A 20,247-nucleotide genomic window follows, 5' to 3' on the forward strand; every position below is an offset into this window, starting at 1 on the left:
GCGGTGAGTCTAGGACAACGGGAAGGGCCGCACGGGCGGTTGCCCGTACGGCCCTCTTGGCATGCGTCACACCTTCAGATACTTGCGCAGCGCGAAAAACGCTGCCAGCGCGGGCATCAGGAGGCTCGTGGCGAGGATGAGCGGGAGCTTGGTGAGGACGGCGTCCCAGCCGATGAAGTTGATCAGATTGAGTTTGTGGGACAGGTCCAGGCCGTGGTCGATGATGAAGTACCGGGCGACCACCAGGAATCCGCAGGCGACCGTGCCGCCGATCAGGCCGGCGACCGCGGCCTCCATGATGAACGGGGCCTGGATGTAGAAGCCCGAGGCGCCGACCAGGCGCATGATGCCGGTCTCGCGCCGACGGCTGAACGCCGAGACGCGCACGGTGTTGACGATCAGCATCAGGGCGACGACGAGCATGAGGGCCATGACCGCGCGGGCGGCCCAGTTCATGCCGTTCAGGAGGCCGAAGAGGTTGTCCAGGATGCCCTTCTGGTCCTGCACCGACTGGACGCCGTCACGGCCGTCGAAGGCGGTCGCGATGACCTGGTACTTCTCCGGGTCCTTGAGCTTGATGCGGTACGACTCCTGCATCTGGTCCGGGGTGAGCGAACTGGCCAGCGGGGAGTCGCCGAACTGCTCCTTGTAGTGCTTGTACGCCTCGTCCTGCGACTCGTAGACGACCTTCTCGACGACCGACATCTTGCTGAGGTCGGACTTGATCTGCGCCTTCTGGTCGTCGGTCACCGCGCCCTTGGCGCAGTTGGGGTCGGACTCGGCGTCGCTCTTGTTGCAGAGGAAGATCGAGACGTTGACCTTGTCGTACCAGTAGCCCTTCATCGTGGTGACCTGGTCGCTCATCAGGAGCGAGCCGCCGAAGAGGGCCAGGGACAGGGCTACGGAGACGACGACCGCGAAGGTCATCGTCAGATTGCGGCGGAGACCGACACCGATCTCGGACAGTACGAACTGGGCGCGCATGGCGGCTGCTTCAGGCCTTTCCGTGGACGGACATCAGACGGCGGTCGAACGGCGGTCAGTGCTGGTAGCCGTAGACGCCACGCGCCTGGTCACGGACGAGGCGGCCGCCCTCCAGCTCGATGACGCGCTTGCGCATCTGGTCCACGATGTTCTGGTCGTGCGTCGCCATCACCACGGTGGTGCCCGTCCGGTTGATCCGGTCGAGCAGCTTCATGATGCCGACGGAGGTCTGCGGGTCGAGGTTGCCGGTGGGCTCGTCCGCGATGAGGAGCTTGGGCCGGTTCACGAAGGCTCTCGCGATGGCCACGCGCTGCTGCTCACCACCGGAGAGCTCGCCGGGCCGCCGGTCCTCCTTGCCGCCGAGGCCGACGAGGTCGAGCACCTGGGGCACGGACTTGCGGATCTCGCCCTTGGACTTGCCGATGACCTCCTGGGCGAAGGCCACGTTCTCGGCGACCGTCTTGTTGGGCAGCAGGCGGAAGTCCTGGAAGACGGTCCCCAGCTGGCGGCGCATCTGCGGCACCTTCCAGTTGGAGATGCGGGCGAGGTCCTTGCCCAGCACGTGCACCTGGCCCTGGCTGCACCGCTCCTCGCGGAGGACCAGCCTCAGGAAGGTGGACTTTCCGGAGCCGGAGGACCCCACGAGAAACACGAACTCGCCCTTCTCCACTTCCAGGGAGACGTCCCTGAGAGCGGGGCGGGTCTGCTTGGGGTAGACCTTGGAGACACTGTCGAATCGGATCACGGGAGCACCACGGGTAGCCGGGGGTAGGTGAGCGTGACCATACGCGACCCGGGTGGGCCCGCGCAGTCGCCCTCCGGGGTTGTGCGAGGCTTGCACGTTTTGTCGCGGATCTGAAGGGCTGGAACGTACAAGGTCGGGGCAGGATAAGGCGAGCCGCGCCGAATCCCGCGGAACCTGGCACAGTGGAGGGGGAACGTTCTAGTTTCCCGAGGCGTTGTGTCTGTGAAAGCCGGTGCAAGGAGGGCGAGCGCATGACGTACGACCGGTTGGTGTGCGCGAACTGCGCGGCGCCCGTGAACGAGGGCCGCTGTCCCGTCTGCCGCGCGAACCGCGCGCGGCTGCAGCAGGAGAACCCGTGGGGCAATCTCAACCCCATGGCGTTGATCGCCCTGCTCGCGGTGCTGATCGCGGCGCTGGCGCTGGTGGCGCACCAGACCGCGTAGGCGGCCTGGACAAGGACACGCAGAAGGGCCCGGAGCGACAAGCTCCGGGCCCTTCGTCGTACGACGCACGTACGGTCCGTACGCGGACGGCTACCGTCAGGCGACCGTGCCGTTGCGGCCGTTCCCGAGGCGCGGGAGGACGCGGAAGGCGATGCCGCCGGCGATCATCGTCGCGGCGCCGATCAGCAGGAACGCGGTCTGGCCCGCACCGGTCTCGGCCAGCTCGTCACCGCTGCCCTGGGCCGAGGTGTCGGAACCGGTGTCGGTGAGGGCGGAGGTGCCCGCCTCCTGGGCGGAGGAGCCGCCGTCGGGGTCGGTGTTGTTGCCACCGGTGGAGCCGGTGCCGGAGCCGCTGGTGCTGCCGTCCGACGGGCTGTCGGTCGTGGGCTCGTCCGTCGGCTCGGTGGGGTTGTCCGTGGGCTCGGTCGGCTCGTCGGTGGGAGGCGTCGAGACCGGCGTGGACGGCGGGGTGGCCGGCGGCGTGCTGTCCGGCGCGGTCGGGATGCTCGAGTCGGTCGGGGTCGCGGGCGGAGTCGAGCCCGGGTCGCCGGACTCGGTCCCGTCGCCGGGCGCGGGGTCGTCGGCGGTGGTCGCGTTCAGCGTCACGCCCAGGTCGAGCGCCGATGCGGCACCCGCGGCGGTCAGCGAGGCGCCGGCGGCGATGATCGCGCCCGCCGCTATGCGCGCGACACGGATCCGCGTCTTCTTCGTCATTAGGTTGCTACCCCCATGTAGCTCGTCGTCAGTGGCGCGTCGGTGTCCGGGGCCGTGATCGACAGGGGTAGCGGCTGGCGAAAGCTCGACTCCCCCGGTTCACATGCGCCCCGGAGACACGCATGCCACGCTTCACCCTTCCCATTTTTCACAGCAACGTCAAGGCCGTTGCGAGCGCGATGTCCAACTACGGGTTCTTTGCTGGGGGATGGAACCTGTGAGTGTGATGTAAAACCCGGACATCGAAGAGCAGGACGGGAAAGCAAAAGGCAACTGCCGCCCGGTGGGCGGCAGTTGCCTTATCGACAAACTTACTTCTCCTGCTGCTTGCGCCAGCGAATTCCGGCCTCGAGGAAGCCGTCGATCTCGCCGTTGAACACGGCCTCGGGGTTGCCGACTTCGTACTCGGTGCGCAGGTCCTTGACCATCTGGTACGGGTGCAGGACGTACGAACGCATCTGGTTGCCCCAGGAGTTGCCGCCGTCGCCCTTGAGGGCGTCCATCCGGGCCTGCTCCTCCTGGCGGCGGCGCTCAAGGAGCTTGGCCTGGAGCACGTTCATCGCGCTGGCCTTGTTCTGGATCTGCGAGCGCTCGTTCTGGCAGGAGACGACGATGCCGGTGGGCAGGTGGGTGAGGCGGACCGCGGAGTCGGTGGTGTTGACGCCCTGACCGCCGGGACCGGAGGACCGGTAGACATCCACCCGCAGCTCGGACTCGTCGATCTCGATGTGGTCGGTCTGCTCGACGACCGGCAGGATCTCGACACCCGCGAAGGAGGTCTGGCGGCGGCCCTGGTTGTCGAAGGGCGAGATCCGGACCAGCCGGTGGGTGCCCTGCTCGACCGAGAGCGTGCCGTAGGCGTACGGGACGTGCACGGCGAAGGTGGTCGACTTGATGCCGGCCTCTTCGGCGTACGACGTCTCGTAGAGCTCCGTCTTGTAGCCGTGGCGCTCGGCCCAGCGCAGGTACATGCGCTGGAGCTTCTCGGCGAAGTCCGAGGCGTCGACGCCGCCGGCCTCCGCGCGGATGGTGACGACAGCCTCGCGGGAGTCGTACTCGCCGGAGAGGAGGGTGCGGACCTCCATCTCGTCCAGCGCCTTCTTGACCGCCGCCAGCTCGTTCTCCGCCTCGGCGAGGGTGTCCGGGTCGTCCTCCTCCTCGGCCATCTCGAAGAGGACCGAGAGGTCGTCGATCCGGCCGCGCAGGGCCTCGGTCTTGCGGATCTCGGCCTGGAGGTGACTCAGCTTGCTGGTGACCTTCTGCGCCGCCTCCGGGTCGTCCCACAGGGAGGGCGCTGCCGCCTGCTCCTCAAGGACGACGACATCTGCCCTCAGCTTGTCCAGGTCCAGGACGGCCTCGATCGACTCCATGGTCGAGGAGAGGGACTTGAGCTCTTCGGAAACATCGACGACTGCCACGCCCCCAGCGTAACGGCTCCGCCAAGCGGGGTGCGCCGAGCCTGCGGCGCCTGACCGTCCCTGGGGGCTCCGCCCCCGGACCCCCGGCCTTTGCCCACCCACCACCCGACTCGGTCCCTCAAGAGGTGACCCACTTCAAACCCGTCCGACTCGGTCGGTCGAGAGGCGCGCCACCCCCAGCCCGTCCAGCGCTTGAGGACGAGACCCGTGCAGAGCCGAACCGCGGGCCGACTCGGTCGGCCGAGAACCGCATCACCCCAGCCCGCCCGACTCGGCAGACCGAGAGGCGCGCCACCCCCAGCCCGTCCGACTCGGCCTCTCAATCCCGGTCGCGTCACTCAGCCCGTCCGGCGTTTGAGGACGAGGCCGTTCAGGCCGAAGCGGGGGGCTGGGGGCGGCAGCCCCCTGGGATGGGACGGGTAGGGGCGGCGGGGGCGAAATCCCTCACGGCGAAGCCGGTGCCGAGTTCTTCGTGTCCGGGGAGTCCCCGCCGGAGTCCCCCGACGTCGCCGCCCACGTACCGACCCCCACCGCCGCGACCAGCACCACCGCCGCCGCCCCGAGCGTCAGCCGCCGACGCCGGGTGGCGGCCCGGTGCCGGGCCGAACCGGGCCGCGGCGCGCCCGCCGCACGCGGAACGCGGGCCGTGCCGCGCGCCCCGCCGGCGAGCTCGTCCGGCGCGGGCACCCGCATCGAGGTGTGCGTGTCCCGGTTGGAGTCCGCGGGCTTGGCGCCGGGCACCAGCGGCACGGCCCCCCGCCGCACCCGCTCCCCGCGCGCGGGCGCGGCCACCGGCGCCTCCTCCGGCTCCGCGTCCTCCTGCTCGGTGTCCGGCTCGTCGACGTCCAGCGGAGGCATCCCGGCCAGCAACGGCAGCTGTTCACGCAGCCGGGCCGCGAGCTCGGAGGCACGCAGCCGCGACGCCGGCGCCTTCGCCAGACACTGGACGAGCAGCGCCCACAGCTCCTCGGGAATCCCGGGCAGCGGTACGACGGTCTCCGTCACATGCCGTCGTAGGACCGCACCGGGGTGGCCGCCGCCGAACGGGGTGAATCCGGCGAGGAGTTCGTACAGGACGGTCGCCAGGGCGTAGATGTCGACGGCCGCGCGCGGGGGCAGGCCCTCGACGATCTCGGGGGCGAGGTAGTCGGGCGTGCCGATGATCTTCGTGGCGCGGGTGCGGCGCGGGGAGTCGATGAGTTTGGCGACCCCGAAGTCCGTCAGCAGGGCGGGGTGCGCGCCGCCGGGGCCGAGCGGGCCCTGCATGTCGAGGAGCACGTTCTCCGGCTTGACGTCCCGGTGCACGACGCCGGCCGCGTGGGCCGCCGCGAGCCCGTCCGCGATGTCGGCGACGATCGCGACCGCGGCCTCGGGGGCGAGCCGGCGTTCCCGGTCGAGGCGGGTGCGCAGATCGGTGCCGCGGACCAGGTCCATGACGAGGGCGAGGTCGTTGCCGTCGACGACCAGGTCCCGTACGGACACGATGTTCGGATGCTCCAGGCCGAGCAGGGCGGTGCGCTCCTGCACGAAGCGGCCGACGAGCTCCTGGTCGGACGCGAGGTCCTCGCGCAACAGCTTGACGGCGACGGGCCCCTCGGGACCCTCGCCCAGCCACACCGTGCCGGCGCTGCCCCGCCCCAGGATCTGGTTGGCGGTGTACCGGCTGCCGATCTTCCGTGCCAAGACTGCTCCTACCGACGCGTGTGTCGCTAAAACTACGCGTCAGATGAGCCAACCTTCACCGCCAGGGCGGAAATCACCCACTGGGTGTCGACAAATCACCAACCCAGCGTCCGACTTGGGCTTTTCGGGAGTCAGTTGCCCGCGGCCGAACCCAGATCCTTGACCCAGCCGCTCACCTGTCCGGCGACTTGGCTGATCTCCTGCCAGTAGCTCTTGCCGGTGCCGATCCAGTCCTGCAACGGGGTCAGCTCCCAGACCAGCCAGCCCGCGACGAACAGCAGGACGATCGTGAAGAGGCAGCCCTTCAGGCAGCCGAGACCGGGGATCTTCATCGGGTTGGCGCTGCGCTGCCGCGGCTGGCGGGGCTCGCGCGCCGGTTCCTGAGGCCGCTGCTGGGGCTGCTGGGGCCTCGGCGGGGCGTACTGCTGCGGCTGTTGCTGCTGCGGATAGCCGTAGCCCTGCTGGGGCTGCTGGCGCTGCGAGGGCCGCTGCTGCGGGCGCTGCTGGGCGGCCTGGCGGGGTTGCTGCGGCGGCTGCTGGGGGCGGGAGACCTGGCGCTGGGGGCGGCGGCGCAGCGGGTCCTCGCCCGGGTCCAGGTAGGGCTGGAACTGTGTCTGTTCGTTGCGGTCGCGGGCGGCGCGCAGCTGGTTCTGCCAGGGGTGCGGCTGCTCGGGGCCGGGGCCGCCGGGCTGTCCCTGCTGGCCCTGCCCGCCCTGCTGGCCGTACGGGTTCTGCGGCATGACCGTGGTCGGGTCGGCCGCGCCCCGGTTCGGCATGACGGTGGTCGGGTCGGCCGCGCCGAGTGGGCCGCCGGTGTGCGGGAGGACGCTGGTGGCGGCGTTCGGGTCGAAGCCGCCCGCGCCGTGCGAGAGGACCTGCGTCGGGTCGGCGGCGCCGGGCACGCCCGGTACGGCGGCGGGCGCGGGGTCGGGGGCGAGCAGCCTGCCGACGTTCTCGGCGGCGGCGATCTGCGCGGAGTTGGCGTGTACGCCGATGCCTTCGGCGACGGTGCGCAGGCCGCGGGCCAGGTTCTCGGCGCTGGGCCGCTCGTCCGGGTTCTTGCGCAGGCAGCGCTCGATGACCGTCCACAGCGGGTCGGGGACGGTGGAGGGGCGGCGCGGTTCGGCGCTGAGGTGCTGGTGCAGGACTTCGAGGGCGGAGCCGCCGGAGAACGGCGGGTGGCCGGTGACCAGCTCGTACATCAGGATGCCGGCGCCGTAGATGTCGACGGCGGAGGTCTGCGGGCGGCCCTCGGCGGACTCCGGCGCGATGTACGCGGGCGTGCCGACGAACTCGTGGGTGCGGGTCAGGCCCGGGGAGTCGGCGAGGCGGGCGATGCCGAAGTCGGTGAGCATCGGGTGCATCTGGCCGCCGTCCTGCTTGAGCAGGACGTTCGCCGGCTTGAGGTCGCGGTGGACGACGCCGTCGGCGTGGCTCGCGGCGAGCGCGTCGGCGATCTGCGCGGTGAGCAGTGCGGCGCCGACGGGGCTGAAGGGGCCGTTCTCGCGCAGATAGCGGTGGAGGTCGGGGCCTTCGACGATGTCCATGACGAGCGCCAGGAGGTCGCCCTCGACGACCAGGTCGCGGACCCGGACGATGTTCGGGTGGGTCAGGCGCAGCAGCACCGACCGCTCGCGCAGGAACCGCATCACGATGTCGGGATCGCTCGCGAGTTCTTCCTTGAGGACCTTGATCGCGACGGTCTCGCCGGGCTGACCCTGGACAGCCGCCTCGGCGCCCGCGGTCTCACGCTGGCGGGCCCGCCAGACGGTGCCCGTGGCGCCGCGTCCGAGCGGCTCCTCCAGGAGGTACTTGCTGCCTACCGGCCGCACGTCTGCGCTCCCTGCTGCTTGCCTGTGTTCCGGTCCACTGTAGTGCCGCCCCTCTTGGGGCTACCTACGTAAGCATCGCCGTACATGTTCGAAGGAAAGACGCTCACCCCGGTCTCCCGGTTGCCCCAATGGTCACCGAAGCCGGACATGACCGGTCTCACTCGATCACCGGTGCGGCACTGGTCAGGCACTTTTGGGGACAGAGCTGACCAATCAAGATCACTTGCTGCCGGGCCCCGGGCGCGTTGTCAGTGGCAGGTGCGAGGATGCGTGCAGAACTGGCCGATGTGCTCGCGCGGGGTGGGGGAATATTCCGCGCCCGGGGCAGAAGGGACCGCTGACGGCGATGCAGATCCGGCTGACCGTCGTAGACCCGCTGGGGCCGCCCGCGCAGCCGCGGGGCCGCTCCGCGAGCTGCGATGTGCTGGTCACCGCGCCCGCCGGCACGGCCCTGGCCGCGGTGGCCTCGGCGCTGGCCTCGGCGGTCTCCGCCGACCCGTCCGCGCCCGAGCGGAGCCGCGAGTCCGGCGCCCCGGTCGTGCTCTACGCGGGCGTGGAGCGCCTGGACACCCAGCGCTGCACCCTCGGCGAGCCCCCGCTGACGGACGGCGCGGTGCTGTCCCTGGGCGCCCCGGCCGAGCCGGAGGCGCACCCCGAGCTGGACGACGCCCCGACCCAGCTCCATGTGGTCGCGGGCCCGGACGCGGGCGGGGTGCATCTCCTGCACGGCGGCCAGATCCACATCGGCCGCTCCGCCGACGCCGACGTCCCGCTCGACGACCCGGACGTCTCCCGGCTGCACTGCGCGGTCACGGTCGACCCCGGCGGCCGGGTCTCGGTCGCCGACCTGGGCTCGACGAACGGCACCACGCTGGCGGGCACGCGCGTGGGCACCCGCCCGGTGCGCTTCGCCCCGGGCGCGCTGCTGCGCATCGGCGAGTCCGCCCTGCGGCTGACCCCGTCCGGCGGCCCGGGAGCGCGCACCGAGACGACCCCGGACGGCGAGGGCCACGTGCGCGTGTCCCCCGGCACCCCCGCGGGCCCCCGTACGCAGCCGCCCGTGGTGCCCGGCCAGGGCGCCGCCCCGAGCATCGAGCACCGCGTGGTCCCCGACGGCGGGGACACCCACGCCGGCCGCTTCGGATCGCTCGGCGAGGCCCTTGAGGGCGAGCGCGCCGAGGAATCGTTCTCCGCGCGGACGACGACCTCCCGCATCCCCGCGCGCGACGAACCCGGCGAGGACGACGGCCGCAAGGGCACCCCCCTGCGGGGCACCGAGGTGCCGCAGGGCGTGCGCAGGCGCGGCGGCATCGGCAAGTGGGCCCGCCGCCTGACGGGTGGCCGCGGCGAGTCGGCCGGCGAGGACCCCGAGTCGTCGTACGACCCCTCGTACGGCGATTCCTACGACTCCTACAACGGGGAGGGCACCGGCCAGAACGCGCCGACCCCGCCCGTGCCCGCCCAGCAGCCGGACACCTGGCCCGACCCGGCCGCCCTGCTGCTCACCGCCCTGGGCCCGGGACCCCGGCTGTGGGAGCGCGGCCCCGGTCACCCCGAGGCGCTCACCGTGCGGCTCGGCACCGCGGACCGGGCGACACCGGACGGCTCGGCGCTGCTGCCCGCGGTGCCGGTGACCTCCGGGCTCCGCGAGGTCGGCGCGCTGGGCCTGGCCGGACCGCGCACGCGGCTCGCGGGGCTGGCCCGCGCGGTGGTGGCCCAGCTCGCCGCGCTGCACTCCCCCGAGTCCCTGGAGATCGTGCTGATCAGCACGGACCGGGCGCGTCCGGTGGCCGAGCGCACCGCCGAGTGGTCCTGGCTCGGCTGGCTGCCGCATCTGCGCCCCGGGCACGGCCAGGACTGCCGTCTCCTGCTGGCCTACGACCGCGAACAGGCCACGGCCCGCACCGACGAACTCCTGCGGCGCCTGGAGGACCACGCCACGGACCCGTACGTCGGGAGCGGTCCGAGGGCCACCTACGGGAGTTCCCTCGGCTCCGGCCGGCGTACTCCGGGGATCGGCGCGCAGCGCGGTCCGGCGGACGACCGTCCCCAGCCGGGCGCGGGTTCCCCGTCGAGCGCCCCCACCGCGTACTCGACCACAGACGAGGCCCATCACGACCGCTCCGGCGCACCCGGCCCGCACTCCTTCGACGACCCGGACTCCGGCGCCACCAGGCCCCGTTCGTCCGACGCCACCGACTCCGCGCGCGGGGCCTTCCACCGCCCCTCCTGGGCCCGCACCGACGACGGCGACGGCTCGGCGGACGGGTTCGCGGGGCCGTACACCGTGCTGGTGGTGGACGGTGACCCCGGTGGCGCCGATGTGCGCGAGGCGGTGGCGCGGCTGGCCCACGACGGGCCCCGGGCCGGCATCCACGTCGTGTGCCTCGCCGAGACGGAGGCGGCCTCGCCCACGTCACCGGTGACGGAGACCTACGAGGCGGCCTGCGCGGCGGCGCCGACGTTCCGGGAGTGCGGCGCGGTCGCACTGCTCAGCGGTGACGTGGCGACGGCGCTGCGGCTGCTGCGGGTCGCGCACGACGGGGCGCAGCAGCCCGGCACGGCGGAACCACGCCCCAGTGCGCCCGGCTCGGCGGACTCCACTCCCGTGGGCCCCGTCGGCGAAGGCACCGTGGCCGCCGTGGACGCGGTCTCGCTCGCGTGGGCCGAGCGGTTCGCGCGGGCGCTGGCGCCGCTCAGGGCGGACGGCGCGACGGGCGAGCGGCACACGCGCGTGTCGGCGCCGTTGCCCCAATCGGCGCGGCTGCTGGACGAGTTGGGGCTGGCGCGGGCCACCCCGGCGTCCCTACTCGCGCGTTGGGCGGACGCGGGTGACGACAAGGACGCGCTCGGCGGCCGGGCCTGGGCGGTGCTCGGGGCCGGACCGCGCGGGCCGGTCAGCGCGGACCTCGCCGCCGAGGGCCCGCATCTGCTGATCGAGGGCCCGCCGGGCAGCGGCCGTACGGAGTCGCTGCGGGCGGTGGTCGCCTCGCTCGCGGCGGCCGAGCGTCCCGACCGGCTGGGCATCGTGCTGATCGACGGCCGGGACAGTGTCGGCGCGGGCGGCGGTCACGGCGAGGGCCTGCGGGTCTGCACGGACGTACCGCATGTGACCACCCATCTCACGGCCAACGACCCTGTCCGCATGCGGGAGTTCGCGCAGTCGCTGAGCGCGGAGCTGAAGCGGCGGGCCGAGTTGCTGGGCCGGATCGGGTTCGCCGAGTGGCACGCGCGGCACGAGGTGTCGGGCCGGATCGTCGCCCAGCGGGGTTCGTCCGGTGCCGGGGATCTGGAGAGTCCGACGAGTTCGACGATCCGGCTGCGTCCGGCGGCGGCCCGTCAGCAGACGGAGGCGGCACCGCCGTTGCCCCGGCTTGTGGTGGTCGTCGACGATCTGGACGCCCTGGTGAAGCCGCCGTTGGGCTCGCCCGGCCGTCCCGCCGCCGGTTCGGTCATACGCGCGCTGGAGGCGGTGGCCCGCGAGGGCGAGCGGCTCGGCGTGCATCTGGTGGCGGCCGCCGCGTTGGACGCCCGTACGGCCGAGACGGAACCCGCCCGGCACGCCACGCTCCGCGTCACCCTGGACCCGACGACCCAGGGTCCGGAGGAACCGGCGCCCGGCCGGGGCCGGTTGACCCTCGCGGACGGCCGGAGCACCCCCTTCCAGGGTGGCCGCGTGACGGGCCGTATCCCGCGCACGGCGACGCTCCGCCCCACGGTCGTCCCGCTGGAGTGGCAGCGCATGGGCGACCCCCCGGCCCGCCGCCCGGTCCGCGAACTCGGTAACGGGCCGACGGACTTGGCGCTCCTGGCCAGCGCGCTGGAGCGGGCGACGCGTTCGGTGTCGGCGGCGGAGGTCCCGTCACTCCTCTGATCGTTCACAGGTTGCCCACACAACCCCACGTCACGACCCAGTCACGATCCCGGTCTTGACAGCGGACGCCATCTTGCCGCGTTCAAGTACCGGGCGTAGACCAGTGCGCACGGAAGCGTTCGAGCGTTCGACGAGGAACGAAGAACGGGGCAGTGATGCGCATGACGAGCAGCACAATCCGGACACGCACCACCGTACGCACAGCGGCAGTTGTCGCCGCGGGAGCACTGGCGCTCTCGCTCACCGCCTGTGGAGGCAGCGGCGACAAGAGCGACAGCGGTAAATCCAGCACCCCTTCGGAGAGCACCGGCACGGTGACCCTCCCCAAGCTGAACGGCGAGAGCCTCGAAGTGGCCGCCGTGTGGACGGGTGCCGAGCAGAAGAACTTCAAGGCGGTCCTCGCGGAGTTCGAGAAGCGCACGGGTGCCAAGGTCACCTTCGTGCCCGCGCAGGACCCGATCATCAACTTCCTCGGCTCGAAGATCGCGGGCGGCCAGCCGCCGGACGTCGCGATGCTCCCGCAGCCCGGCGCGATCAAACAGGCCGTCGACAAGAAGTGGGCCAAACCCCTCGGAGCCGACGCGCTCGCGGAGTTGCAGAAGAACTACTCGCAGGGCTGGCAGGACATCGGCAAGGTCGGCGGCAAGCAGTACGGCGTGTACTACAAGGCCGCCAACAAGTCGCTGATCTGGTACAACGCCAAGGTATTCGCGAACGCGGGCGCCAAGGAGCCCAAGACCTGGCAGGACCTGCTGACGACCGCGCAGACGGTCTACGACTCCGGGGTCACCCCCTTCTCGATCGCGGGCGCGGACGGCTGGCCGCTCACCGACTGGTTCGAGAACGTGTATCTGTCGCAGGCGGGCCCGGAGAAGTACGACGCGCTCGCCCAGCACAAGATCAAGTGGACGGACCCCTCCGTGAAGGAGGCGCTGACCACGCTGGCGCAGATCTGGGGCAAGAAGGCGTACATCGCGGGTGGTCAGAGCGGCGCGCTGCAGACCGAGTTCCCCGCCTCGGTCACCCAGACCTTCACCGGCGGCGACCAGCCGAAGTCCGCGATGGTCTACGAGGGCGACTTCGTGCAGGTCAACATCGGTGAGACGAAGGCGAAGGTGGGCACCGACGCGAAGGTGTTCCCGTTCCCGTCGGTGGGCTCGACCGCGCCGGTGGTCTCCGGAGGCGACGCGGCCGTCATCCTGAAGGACTCCAAGGCTGCCCAGGCGCTGGCGACCTTCCTCGCCTCGCCCGACGCGGCGACGATCCAGGCGAAGCTCGGCGGCTATCTCTCCCCGAACAAGAACGTGCCGGACTCGGCGTACCCGAACGCGGTGCAGCGGACGATCGCCAAGTCGCTGGTCGCGGCCGGTGACGACTTCCGCTTCGACATGTCCGACCAGGCCCCGCAGTCCTTCGGCGGCACTCCGGGCAAGGGCGAGTGGAAGGACCTCCAGGACTTCCTGAAGAACCCGACCGATATCGCGGGCGCACAGGCGCAGTTGGAGAAGGACGCGGCGGCGGCGTACGCGAGCGGGAGCTGAGCCCGAGATGGCATCGGCAGCGGCGGAGGCCCCCGGGGCCTCCGTCCCTCCCCGCAACCGCAAGAGCGTGACCGGCACCCGCAGGACCGTGGCAGTGCTGTTCCTGCTGCCCGCCCTGGTGCTGCTCGGCGCGCTCGTGGTCTACCCGATCGGGTACTCGCTGGTCCGCAGCTTCGGCAACCAGGCCGGCGACGGTTTCGCCGGATTCGACAACTACAAGGCCCTGTTCACCGACGACGGCATCCGCACCGCCCTGAAGAACAACATCATCTGGGTGATCTTCGCGCCGACGGTCGCCACCGCCCTCGGCCTGATCTTCGCGGTGCTGACCGAACGGGTGCGCTGGGGAACGGCGTTCAAGCTGGTCGTCTTCATGCCGATGGCGATCTCGATGCTCGCCGCCGGCATCATCTTCCGGCTCGTCTACGACCAGGACCCGCACAAGGGCGTCGCCAACGCGGTCTGGGTCGGCATCCACGACACGTTCGTCTCGTCGTCGGCGTTCCCCAACGCCCACCCGGGCCGCGAGTCGCCGCTGAAGGCGGACAAGGGCGGCTTCATCACGAGTACGACGGTCCACACCGGCCAGACCGTCACGCTCCCGCTGGTCGGCGTCGCCCCCGACCAGATGCCCGACAGCGCGAAGAAGGCCGCCGCGGCGAAGCCCGAGCCGGGCAGGATCACCGGCACGACCTGGCAGGACTTCACCCGCGGCAAGGGCGTCGGCAGGCTCGGCGCGGTCGACCCGTCCGAGCTCGGCTACGGCGGGATGCGCGTCGAGGCGGTCAAGGACGGCAAGGTGGTCGCCTCGACGAAGGCCGCGGGCGACGGAACCTTCACGCTGCCCGCGAGCGCGGACGGGGCCCAACTGCGGCTCCCGGCAAGCAACTTCAAGGCGCCGTACAACGGAGTGGAGTGGCTGGGCCCGTCGTTGGTGACGCCGGCCATCATCGGGTCGTACGTGTGGATGTGGGCCGGGTTCGCGATGGTGCTGATCGCGGCCGGACTCGCCGGTGTGCCAAGGGAGTTGCTGGAGGCGGCGCGCGTGGACGGCGCCAACGAGTGGCAGGTGTTCCGGCGGGTCACGGTGCCCCTCCTCGCACCCGTGCTCGCGGTCGTCGTCGTCACGCTGATGATCAATGTGCTGAAGATCTTCGACCTGGTCTTCATCATCGCCCCGGGCTCCTCGCAGGACGACGCCAACGTGCTCGCCCTTGAGCTGTACCGGAAGGGCTTCTCGGAGGGCCAGCCGGGGATCGCCAGCGCCATCTCGGTGTTCCTGCTGCTGCTGGTGATTCCGGTGATGCTCTTCAATGTGCGCCGGCTACGGCGGGAGGTGCGGCGATGACGACGGATGCCGGAACTCTGGAAAAAACAGGGCCTGTTGAGGTAGTCAAGGCGCGGGAGTCGCTCGGCGGGCGGCTCGCGGCGGCGGCGAGCGGCGGGCTGGTCCGCGTGTTCCTGATCGTCGTCGGCCTGTTCTGGCTGGTGCCGACGATCGGGCTGCTGCTGTCCTCGCTGCGCAGCCCGGAGGACATGAACGCGAGCGGCTGGTGGAAGGTTTTCAGCCAGCCGTCCCAACTCACCTTCCACAGCTACAAGACGCTGCTGGAGAACAGCGACATCACCAGCTCGCTGTGGAACACCGTTCTGATCACCGTCCCGGCGACGATCCTCGTCGTGGTGATCGGCGCGCTCGCGGGCTACGCGTTCGCGTGGATGGAGTTCCCGGGCCGCGACTGGTGGTTCCTGGGCGTGGTCAGCCTGTTGGTCGTGCCGGTGCAGGTGGCGCTGATCCCGATCGCCGAACTCTTCGGAAAGATCGGCCTGTTCGGGACCATTTTCGGGGTGATCCTGTTCCATGTGGGGTACGGGCTGCCGTTCGCGGTGTTCCTGCTGCGGAACTTCTTCGCGGAGATCCCGCGCGAGTTGCTGGAAGCGGCCCGTCTCGACGGAGCCGGTGAACTCCGGCTGTTCGCACGGGTCGTGATGCCGCTCGGCGGGCCCGCGATCGCGAGCCTGGGCATCTTCCAGTTCCTGTGGGTGTGGAACGACATGCTGGTCGCGCTGGTGTTCACCAAGTCCAGCACGCAGCCGATCACGGTCGCACTGCAGACCCAGGTACGCCAGTTCGGCAACAACATCGACGTGCTGGCGCCCGGTGCGTTCATCTCCATGGTGATCCCGCTGGCCGTGTTCTTCGCGTTCCAGCGGCAGTTCGTGTCCGGTGTGATGGCGGGCGCGGTCAAATAGCTATAAACCGCACATAGTTCAAGGGGTGGGCCGTCACCGGCCCGCCCCTTCGCGTTCACCGTGCGTCCCCCGTATGCCGTACGGGGCGTAACCAAGTCACTCCATCGGCCGTTCCCGGGCAGAACGCCCGCGCCGACCGACCCATGGATGTCCCTTGCCCAGGTTCAGTGTCATTGTCCCCGCGTACAAGGTCCAGGCGTACCTGCACGACTGCCTGGAATCGGTGCTCTCGCAGTCGTATCCCGATCTGGAGCTGATCGCGGTCGACGACTGCTCGCCGGACGCCTGCGGCGCGATCATCGACGAGTTCGCGGCCCGCGACGCCCGCGTACGCGCCGTCCACCTCCCCGAGAACCACGGCCTCGGCCGCGCCCGCAACGCCGGTCTGGAACAGGCGACCGGCGACTATCTGCTCTTCCTCGACAGCGACGACACGCTCACGCCCGACGCGCTGCGCTCGATCGCCGACCGCCTCAAGGAGACCGGCGAACCCGACGTCCTCGTCTTCGACTACGCCCGCACCTACTGGTCCGGGGAGGCCCAACGCAACAAGGTCGCCGCCCAGTTGACCGAACAGGGACCGGCCCCCTTCCGCCTGGAGGACCGCCCCGGGCTGCTGCGGGTCATCATGGTCGCCTGGAACAAGGCCTACCGGCGGGAGTTCGTCGAGCGCGAGGGCTTCGCCTTCCCGCCCGGCTACTACGAGGACACCCCGTGGACCTACCCGGTGCTGATGGCGGCGGAGACGATCGCGACCCTCGACCGGGTCTGCGTCCACTACCGCCAGCGCCGCCAGGGCAACATCCTCGGCACCACCAGCCGTAAGCACTTCGACGTCTTCGACCAGTACGACCGGGTCTTCGCGTTCCTCGACGCGCGCCCCGAACTCGCCCAGTGGCGGCCGGTGTTGTTCCGCCGCATGGTCGACCACCTCGCGACGGTGTTCACCAAGCCGGACCGCCTGCCGCGCGGTACCCGCGCCGAGTTCCTGCGCAAGGCCCGTGCCCACTACCGCCGTTACCGCATCCCCGGCACCTCGGTCCCGCTGCGCACCCGGATGCGGCACACCTTCGTGCACTTCGGCGTCCACCGCACCTTCCGGGCCGTGCAGAAGGCGATGACCTGGCGCCGCCGGGCGGTCAAGCTCACCGCCAAGCTCCTGCGCAACCTCAAGGCGGCGGTCCTCCAGCTCCACTACCGCGTCCAACTCCGGCTCCCGCTAAGGGATCGCGCGGTGTTCGCCGCCTACTGGGGGCGCGGCCACAGCTGCAACCCGGGCGCGCTGGAGACCGCGTTCCGCACCCACGCCCCGCACATCCGCACCGCGTGGATCGCCCGACCCGAGCACCACCACACGATCCCGGCCGCCACCCGCAGACTGCGCCCCAACACGGTCGCCTACTGGACCGCGCTCGCCCGCTCCAAGTACCTGGTGAACAACGTCAACTTCGACCGCCGCCTGGTCAAGCGCCCCGGCCAGGTGCTGATCCAGACCCAACACGGCACCCCCCTCAAGCACATGGGCCTCGACCTCCAGGAACGCCCGGCCGCCGCACGGGACATGGACTTCGGCGAACTCCTCAAGGGCGTCGACAAGTGGGACCACGTCCTGTCCCCCAACCGCCACACCACCCTGACCTGGGAGCGGGTCTACCCCGGCAGCTACACCACGCTCGCCTACGGCTATCCCCGCAACGACGTGTTCCAGCACGCGACTTCGGCCGACGTGCACCGCCTGCGCGAGTCCCTCGGCATCCCGCAGGACGCGATCGCCCTCCTCTACGCGCCGACCCACCGCGACTACCGCCGCGTCCAGCGCGCCCACTTGGACCTCGACCGCGTACTGCGCCGCCTCGGCCCGCGCTTCGTCGTGCTGGCCCGCGCCCACTACTGGCACGAGGGCCCCCTCGCCGCCGCCGCGTCCGGCCGGATCATCGACGTCACCGACCACCCCAGCGTCGAATCGCTCTGCCTCGCCTCGGACGCGCTGGTCACCGACTACTCGTCCCTGATGTTCGACTACGCCAACCTCGACCGCCCGATCGTCATCCACGCCGACGACTGGGAGGCCTACGAGGCGGCCCGCGGCACCTACTTCGACCTGCGGGCCTTCCCGCCTGGCGCGGTCGCGCGCAGCGAGGACGAACTGATCGACATCTTCGCGACCGACCACTGGCGCGGCTCCCGCTCGGCGCAACTGCGCACCGCGTTCCGCGAGCGCTTCTGCCCCTACGACGACGGCCGCGCCGCCGAACGGGTCGTACGCCACGTGGTGTTGGGCGAGACGGACCTCCCGCCGGTGATCCCGCTCGCCGACCGCCACCCGGTCCCGTCGGCCGCCGCGAGCCGCACGCACTCCCCCCTCACGACCGTGCCGCAGCCCACGGCGTCCCGGCCCGTCACCGACCGCCTCTGAACGCCGTTCCCACACCGGGGAGTTCGCATGCCGTCAAGCCCTTCGCGCCCGACCCCGACCAGGCCGTCCACCTGGCGTCCCACCGGGCGCCCCGGCCGCCGCGCGCACTGACCCGGAACCTCCCCTCCGGACCACTGGAGAAAGAACAGAATGCCCCGCTTCAGCATCATCGTCCCGTCCCACGGGGTCGCCGGCCGGCTCTCCCAGGCCCTGGACTCGGTCCTCGCGCAGTCCTACGGCGACTTCGAGCTGATCCCCGTGTGCGACGCCCCCGGATCCCCGGCCGCCGACGTCGCCGAAGCCCACGCCGGGCGGGACTCGCGGGTGGCCCCGGTCAACTCACCACCCACGGCCGGCCTGAGCGGGGCACGCAACACCGGCCTGCGGGCGGCGACCGGCGCCTACGTCCTCTTCCTGGACGGCGACGACACCCTCGCCCCGGGTGCGCTGGCCGCACTGCACGCCCGGCTGACGGAGACGAGCGACGTCGACGTCCTGTACTTCGAGCACGAGCGCACCCCGTGGTGGGAGGGCGAGCCCACCAACCCGGCCGCCCCGCTGCTGGCGAAGACCCCGGCCGGCGCCTTCTCCCCCACCCAGGCACCGCAGTTGACGGGCGTTCAGCTCCCGGCCTGGAGCGCGGCCTACCGCCGCGCCTTCCTCACCGACCACCAACTCACCTTCCCCGAGGGCCCGTTCACGGACCTCGGCTGGGGCGGCCTGGTCACCCTTGCCGCCGAGCGGGTGGCGGTGCTGCGCTCGGTGGTCGTCCGGCATCTGCTGCGCCGGCAGGGCAGCCGCCTCAACCTGCCGGGCGCGCACCACCACCAACTCCTCGACCAGGTCGACATGGTGCTGACGCGTGCCGCGGGGAGCGAGCTGTCCGGCGCCCTGTTCGAGCAGCTCTTCGCCGTGGTGCTGAAGACGGCCTCCCGGCCGGAACGCCTCCCGTCCGGGCACCGCGCCTTCTTCCGGCGGGCCGGGCGCCTGTACCGCTCGCACAGGCCCGCCGGTTTCCGCGCGCCGGGCGGGAGTGTGGGCGTGCAGCACCGGCTGCTGGCGTCGGGGGCGTACTCGGCGTTCCGGGCGCTGCGCGGCGCCAACCGGTCGGCCTCGGAGGCGGCCGAGCGGGTCCCGCGCCCCCGGATGCTCCGCACCCGCCTGCGCTACGCCCGCGACCTGCGCCGCCCCCTCGACCCCAACTTGGCGGTCTACTGCGCCTATTGGGGCCGTGGCTACGCGTGCAGCCCGGCCGCGATCCACGCCAAGGCGCGTGAACTCGCCCCGCACATCCGCTCGGTGTTCCTGGTCGAGCCGGACGCGGTGGACGCCGTCCCGGAGGGCGTCGAGCACGCCGTCATCGGCAGCCGGAAGTACTGGGAGGTGCTGGCCCGCGCCAAGTACCTGGTGAACAACGCCAACTTCGCGGAGGGCGTCGTCAAGCGGCCCGGCAGCGTGCACGTCCAGACGCAGCACGGGACCCCGCTGAAGAAGATGGGCGTCGACCAGTCGACGTACCCGGTGGTGGCCGCCGCGACCGGCAGCTTCGCCAAGCTCCTCGGCCGGGTGGACCGTTGGGACTACAACATCTCCTCCAACCGCCACTCCACGCAGATGTGGGAGCGCGCCTTCCCGGGCTCGTACGAGGCGTTGGAGTACGGCTATCCGCGCAACGACGTGTACTACACGGCGACGGCCGACGAAGTGGCCCGTATCCGGCGGGAGTTGGGTGTCCCGGAGGGCAAGACGGCCGTCCTGTACGCGCCGACCCACCGCGACTACCAGACGGGCTTCGACACCGGCCTCGACCTGGAGGCCTTCTGCGCGGCGGCCGGCGATGACGTGGTCGTGCTGCTGCGCGCCCACTACTTCTACGACCAGGGCCGGGCCAAGAGCAGCGGCCGGATCATCGACGTGACCGGGCACCGCTCCTCCGAGGACGTGTGCCTGGCCGCCGACGCGCTGGTCACGGACTACTCGTCGATCATGTTCGACTACGCCAACCTCGACCGGCCGATCGTCGTGTACGCCGACGACTGGGACGTCTACCGGGAGACGCGGGGCGTCTACTTCGACCTCATGGAGGCCCCGCCGGGACCGGTCGCGCGCACTCCCGACGAGCTGGCGCAGGTGTTCCGCGACGGCTCGTACGCGGGGGCGGAGTCCAAGGCCCTGCGGACCGAATTCCGCGCCCGTTTCTGCGAGTTCGACGACGGACTGGCCGCCGAGCGGGTCGTACGCCGGGTGTTCCTCGGTGAGCCGCCGGAGGCGGTCCCGCCCGTGATCCCGCTCGCGGAGCGCGTCCCGGCCCCCGCCGCCACCCTCGTAAGGAGCTGAACCCGAA

Annotated in this window: 13 protein-coding genes; 7 read left to right on the forward strand and 6 right to left on the reverse strand. The window is 71.4% G+C overall.

From position 1 onward, the window contains the following. Nucleotides 1-66 precede the first annotated feature (66 nt). Nucleotides 67-984 carry a permease-like cell division protein FtsX gene (ftsX, locus tag ACFXC1_RS43530; RefSeq protein WP_381253900.1) on the reverse strand — a complete coding sequence of 306 codons (918 nt, stop codon included), beginning with the start codon at nt 982-984 and terminating at the stop codon, nt 67-69. Nucleotides 985-1,039: 55 nt separating this feature from the next. After that, entirely contained in the window at nt 1,040-1,729 is a 690-nt protein-coding gene (gene ftsE, locus ACFXC1_RS43535) for a cell division ATP-binding protein FtsE (protein ID WP_019065989.1), read from the reverse strand. A 251-nt stretch (nt 1,730-1,980) separates the two neighbouring features. On the opposite strand from ftsE, the gene ACFXC1_RS43540 reads away from it, so the two are divergent. Next, nucleotides 1,981-2,172: a hypothetical protein gene (locus tag ACFXC1_RS43540; protein ID WP_019056429.1), complete on the forward strand. Its 192-nt coding sequence runs from the start codon at nt 1,981-1,983 to the stop codon at nt 2,170-2,172. 96 nt (nt 2,173-2,268) lie between these two features. On the opposite strand, the gene ACFXC1_RS43545 is transcribed toward ACFXC1_RS43540, so the two are convergent. The 4 genes from ACFXC1_RS43545 to ACFXC1_RS43560 form a co-directional block, all read right to left on the reverse strand. After that, nucleotides 2,269-2,886 carry a hypothetical protein gene (locus ACFXC1_RS43545; RefSeq protein WP_381253904.1) on the reverse strand — a complete coding sequence of 206 codons (618 nt, stop codon included), beginning with the start codon at nt 2,884-2,886 and terminating at the stop codon, nt 2,269-2,271. Nucleotides 2,887-3,197: 311 nt separating this feature from the next. Continuing rightward, nucleotides 3,198-4,304, reverse strand: a complete 1,107-nt coding sequence (gene prfB, locus ACFXC1_RS43550) for a peptide chain release factor 2 (RefSeq protein ID WP_093627227.1) — start codon at nt 4,302-4,304, stop codon at nt 3,198-3,200. 444 nt (nt 4,305-4,748) lie between these two features. Further along, the gene (locus ACFXC1_RS43555; protein WP_381253907.1) at nt 4,749-5,987 is read right to left on the reverse strand and encodes a serine/threonine-protein kinase; all 1,239 of its coding nucleotides are present in this window, start codon (nt 5,985-5,987) and stop codon (nt 4,749-4,751) included. Nucleotides 5,988-6,118: 131 nt separating this feature from the next. Further along, nucleotides 6,119-7,819 (reverse strand): serine/threonine-protein kinase, encoded by a 1,701-nt coding sequence (locus ACFXC1_RS43560; protein WP_381253910.1) that lies wholly within the window; start codon nt 7,817-7,819, stop codon nt 6,119-6,121. Nucleotides 7,820-8,165: 346 nt separating this feature from the next. Here ACFXC1_RS43560 and ACFXC1_RS43565 point away from each other — a divergent pair, with 346 nt between their 5' ends. From ACFXC1_RS43565 to ACFXC1_RS43590, 6 genes are all read left to right on the forward strand, one after another. After that, nucleotides 8,166-11,693: an FHA domain-containing protein gene (locus tag ACFXC1_RS43565; protein WP_381253913.1), complete on the forward strand. Its 3,528-nt coding sequence runs from the start codon at nt 8,166-8,168 to the stop codon at nt 11,691-11,693. A gap of 155 nt (nt 11,694-11,848) precedes the next feature. Then, on the forward strand, nt 11,849-13,234 hold the full coding sequence (locus ACFXC1_RS43570; protein ID WP_381253916.1) for an ABC transporter substrate-binding protein: 1,386 nt from the start codon (nt 11,849-11,851) through the stop codon (nt 13,232-13,234). A 7-nt stretch (nt 13,235-13,241) separates the two neighbouring features. Then, entirely contained in the window at nt 13,242-14,582 is a 1,341-nt protein-coding gene (locus tag ACFXC1_RS43575; protein WP_381253919.1) for a carbohydrate ABC transporter permease, read from the forward strand. Beyond that, the gene (locus ACFXC1_RS43580) at nt 14,579-15,487 is read left to right on the forward strand and encodes a carbohydrate ABC transporter permease (RefSeq protein WP_381253921.1); all 909 of its coding nucleotides are present in this window, start codon (nt 14,579-14,581) and stop codon (nt 15,485-15,487) included. Before ACFXC1_RS43575 ends, ACFXC1_RS43580 begins: the two co-directional genes overlap by 4 nt. A 154-nt stretch (nt 15,488-15,641) precedes the next feature. Then, nucleotides 15,642-17,903 (forward strand): bifunctional glycosyltransferase/CDP-glycerol:glycerophosphate glycerophosphotransferase, encoded by a 2,262-nt coding sequence (locus ACFXC1_RS43585; RefSeq protein WP_381253924.1) that lies wholly within the window; start codon nt 15,642-15,644, stop codon nt 17,901-17,903. Nucleotides 17,904-18,053: 150 nt separating this feature from the next. Further along, complete coding sequence (locus ACFXC1_RS43590; protein WP_381253927.1) at nt 18,054-20,240, forward strand: bifunctional glycosyltransferase/CDP-glycerol:glycerophosphate glycerophosphotransferase; 2,187 nt, start codon at nt 18,054-18,056, stop codon at nt 20,238-20,240. Nucleotides 20,241-20,247 lie beyond the last annotated feature (7 nt).

Origin of the sequence: Streptomyces hokutonensis (genome assembly GCF_042751305.1) — a bacterium.
GTDB classification, from domain to species: Bacteria; Actinomycetota; Actinomycetes; order Streptomycetales; family Streptomycetaceae; genus Streptomyces; species Streptomyces hokutonensis_A.

Bases quoted from the DNA above. Each gene is read 5' to 3' on its own strand.
- ACFXC1_RS43590 (WP_381253927.1), top strand. From the start codon at position 18,054: ATGCCCCGCTTCAGCATCATCGTCCCGTCCCACGGGGTCGCCGGCCGG.
- ACFXC1_RS43540 (WP_019056429.1), top strand. From the start codon at position 1,981: ATGACGTACGACCGGTTGGTGTGCGCGAACTGCGCGGCGCCCGTGAAC.
- ACFXC1_RS43570 (WP_381253916.1), top strand. From the start codon at position 11,849: ATGCGCATGACGAGCAGCACAATCCGGACACGCACCACCGTACGCACA.
- ftsX (WP_381253900.1), bottom strand. From the start codon at position 984: ATGCGCGCCCAGTTCGTACTGTCCGAGATCGGTGTCGGTCTCCGCCGC.
- ACFXC1_RS43575 (WP_381253919.1), top strand. From the start codon at position 13,242: ATGGCATCGGCAGCGGCGGAGGCCCCCGGGGCCTCCGTCCCTCCCCGC.
- ACFXC1_RS43545 (WP_381253904.1), bottom strand. From the start codon at position 2,886: ATGACGAAGAAGACGCGGATCCGTGTCGCGCGCATAGCGGCGGGCGCG.
- ACFXC1_RS43565 (WP_381253913.1), top strand. From the start codon at position 8,166: ATGCAGATCCGGCTGACCGTCGTAGACCCGCTGGGGCCGCCCGCGCAG.
- ACFXC1_RS43580 (WP_381253921.1), top strand. From the start codon at position 14,579: ATGACGACGGATGCCGGAACTCTGGAAAAAACAGGGCCTGTTGAGGTA.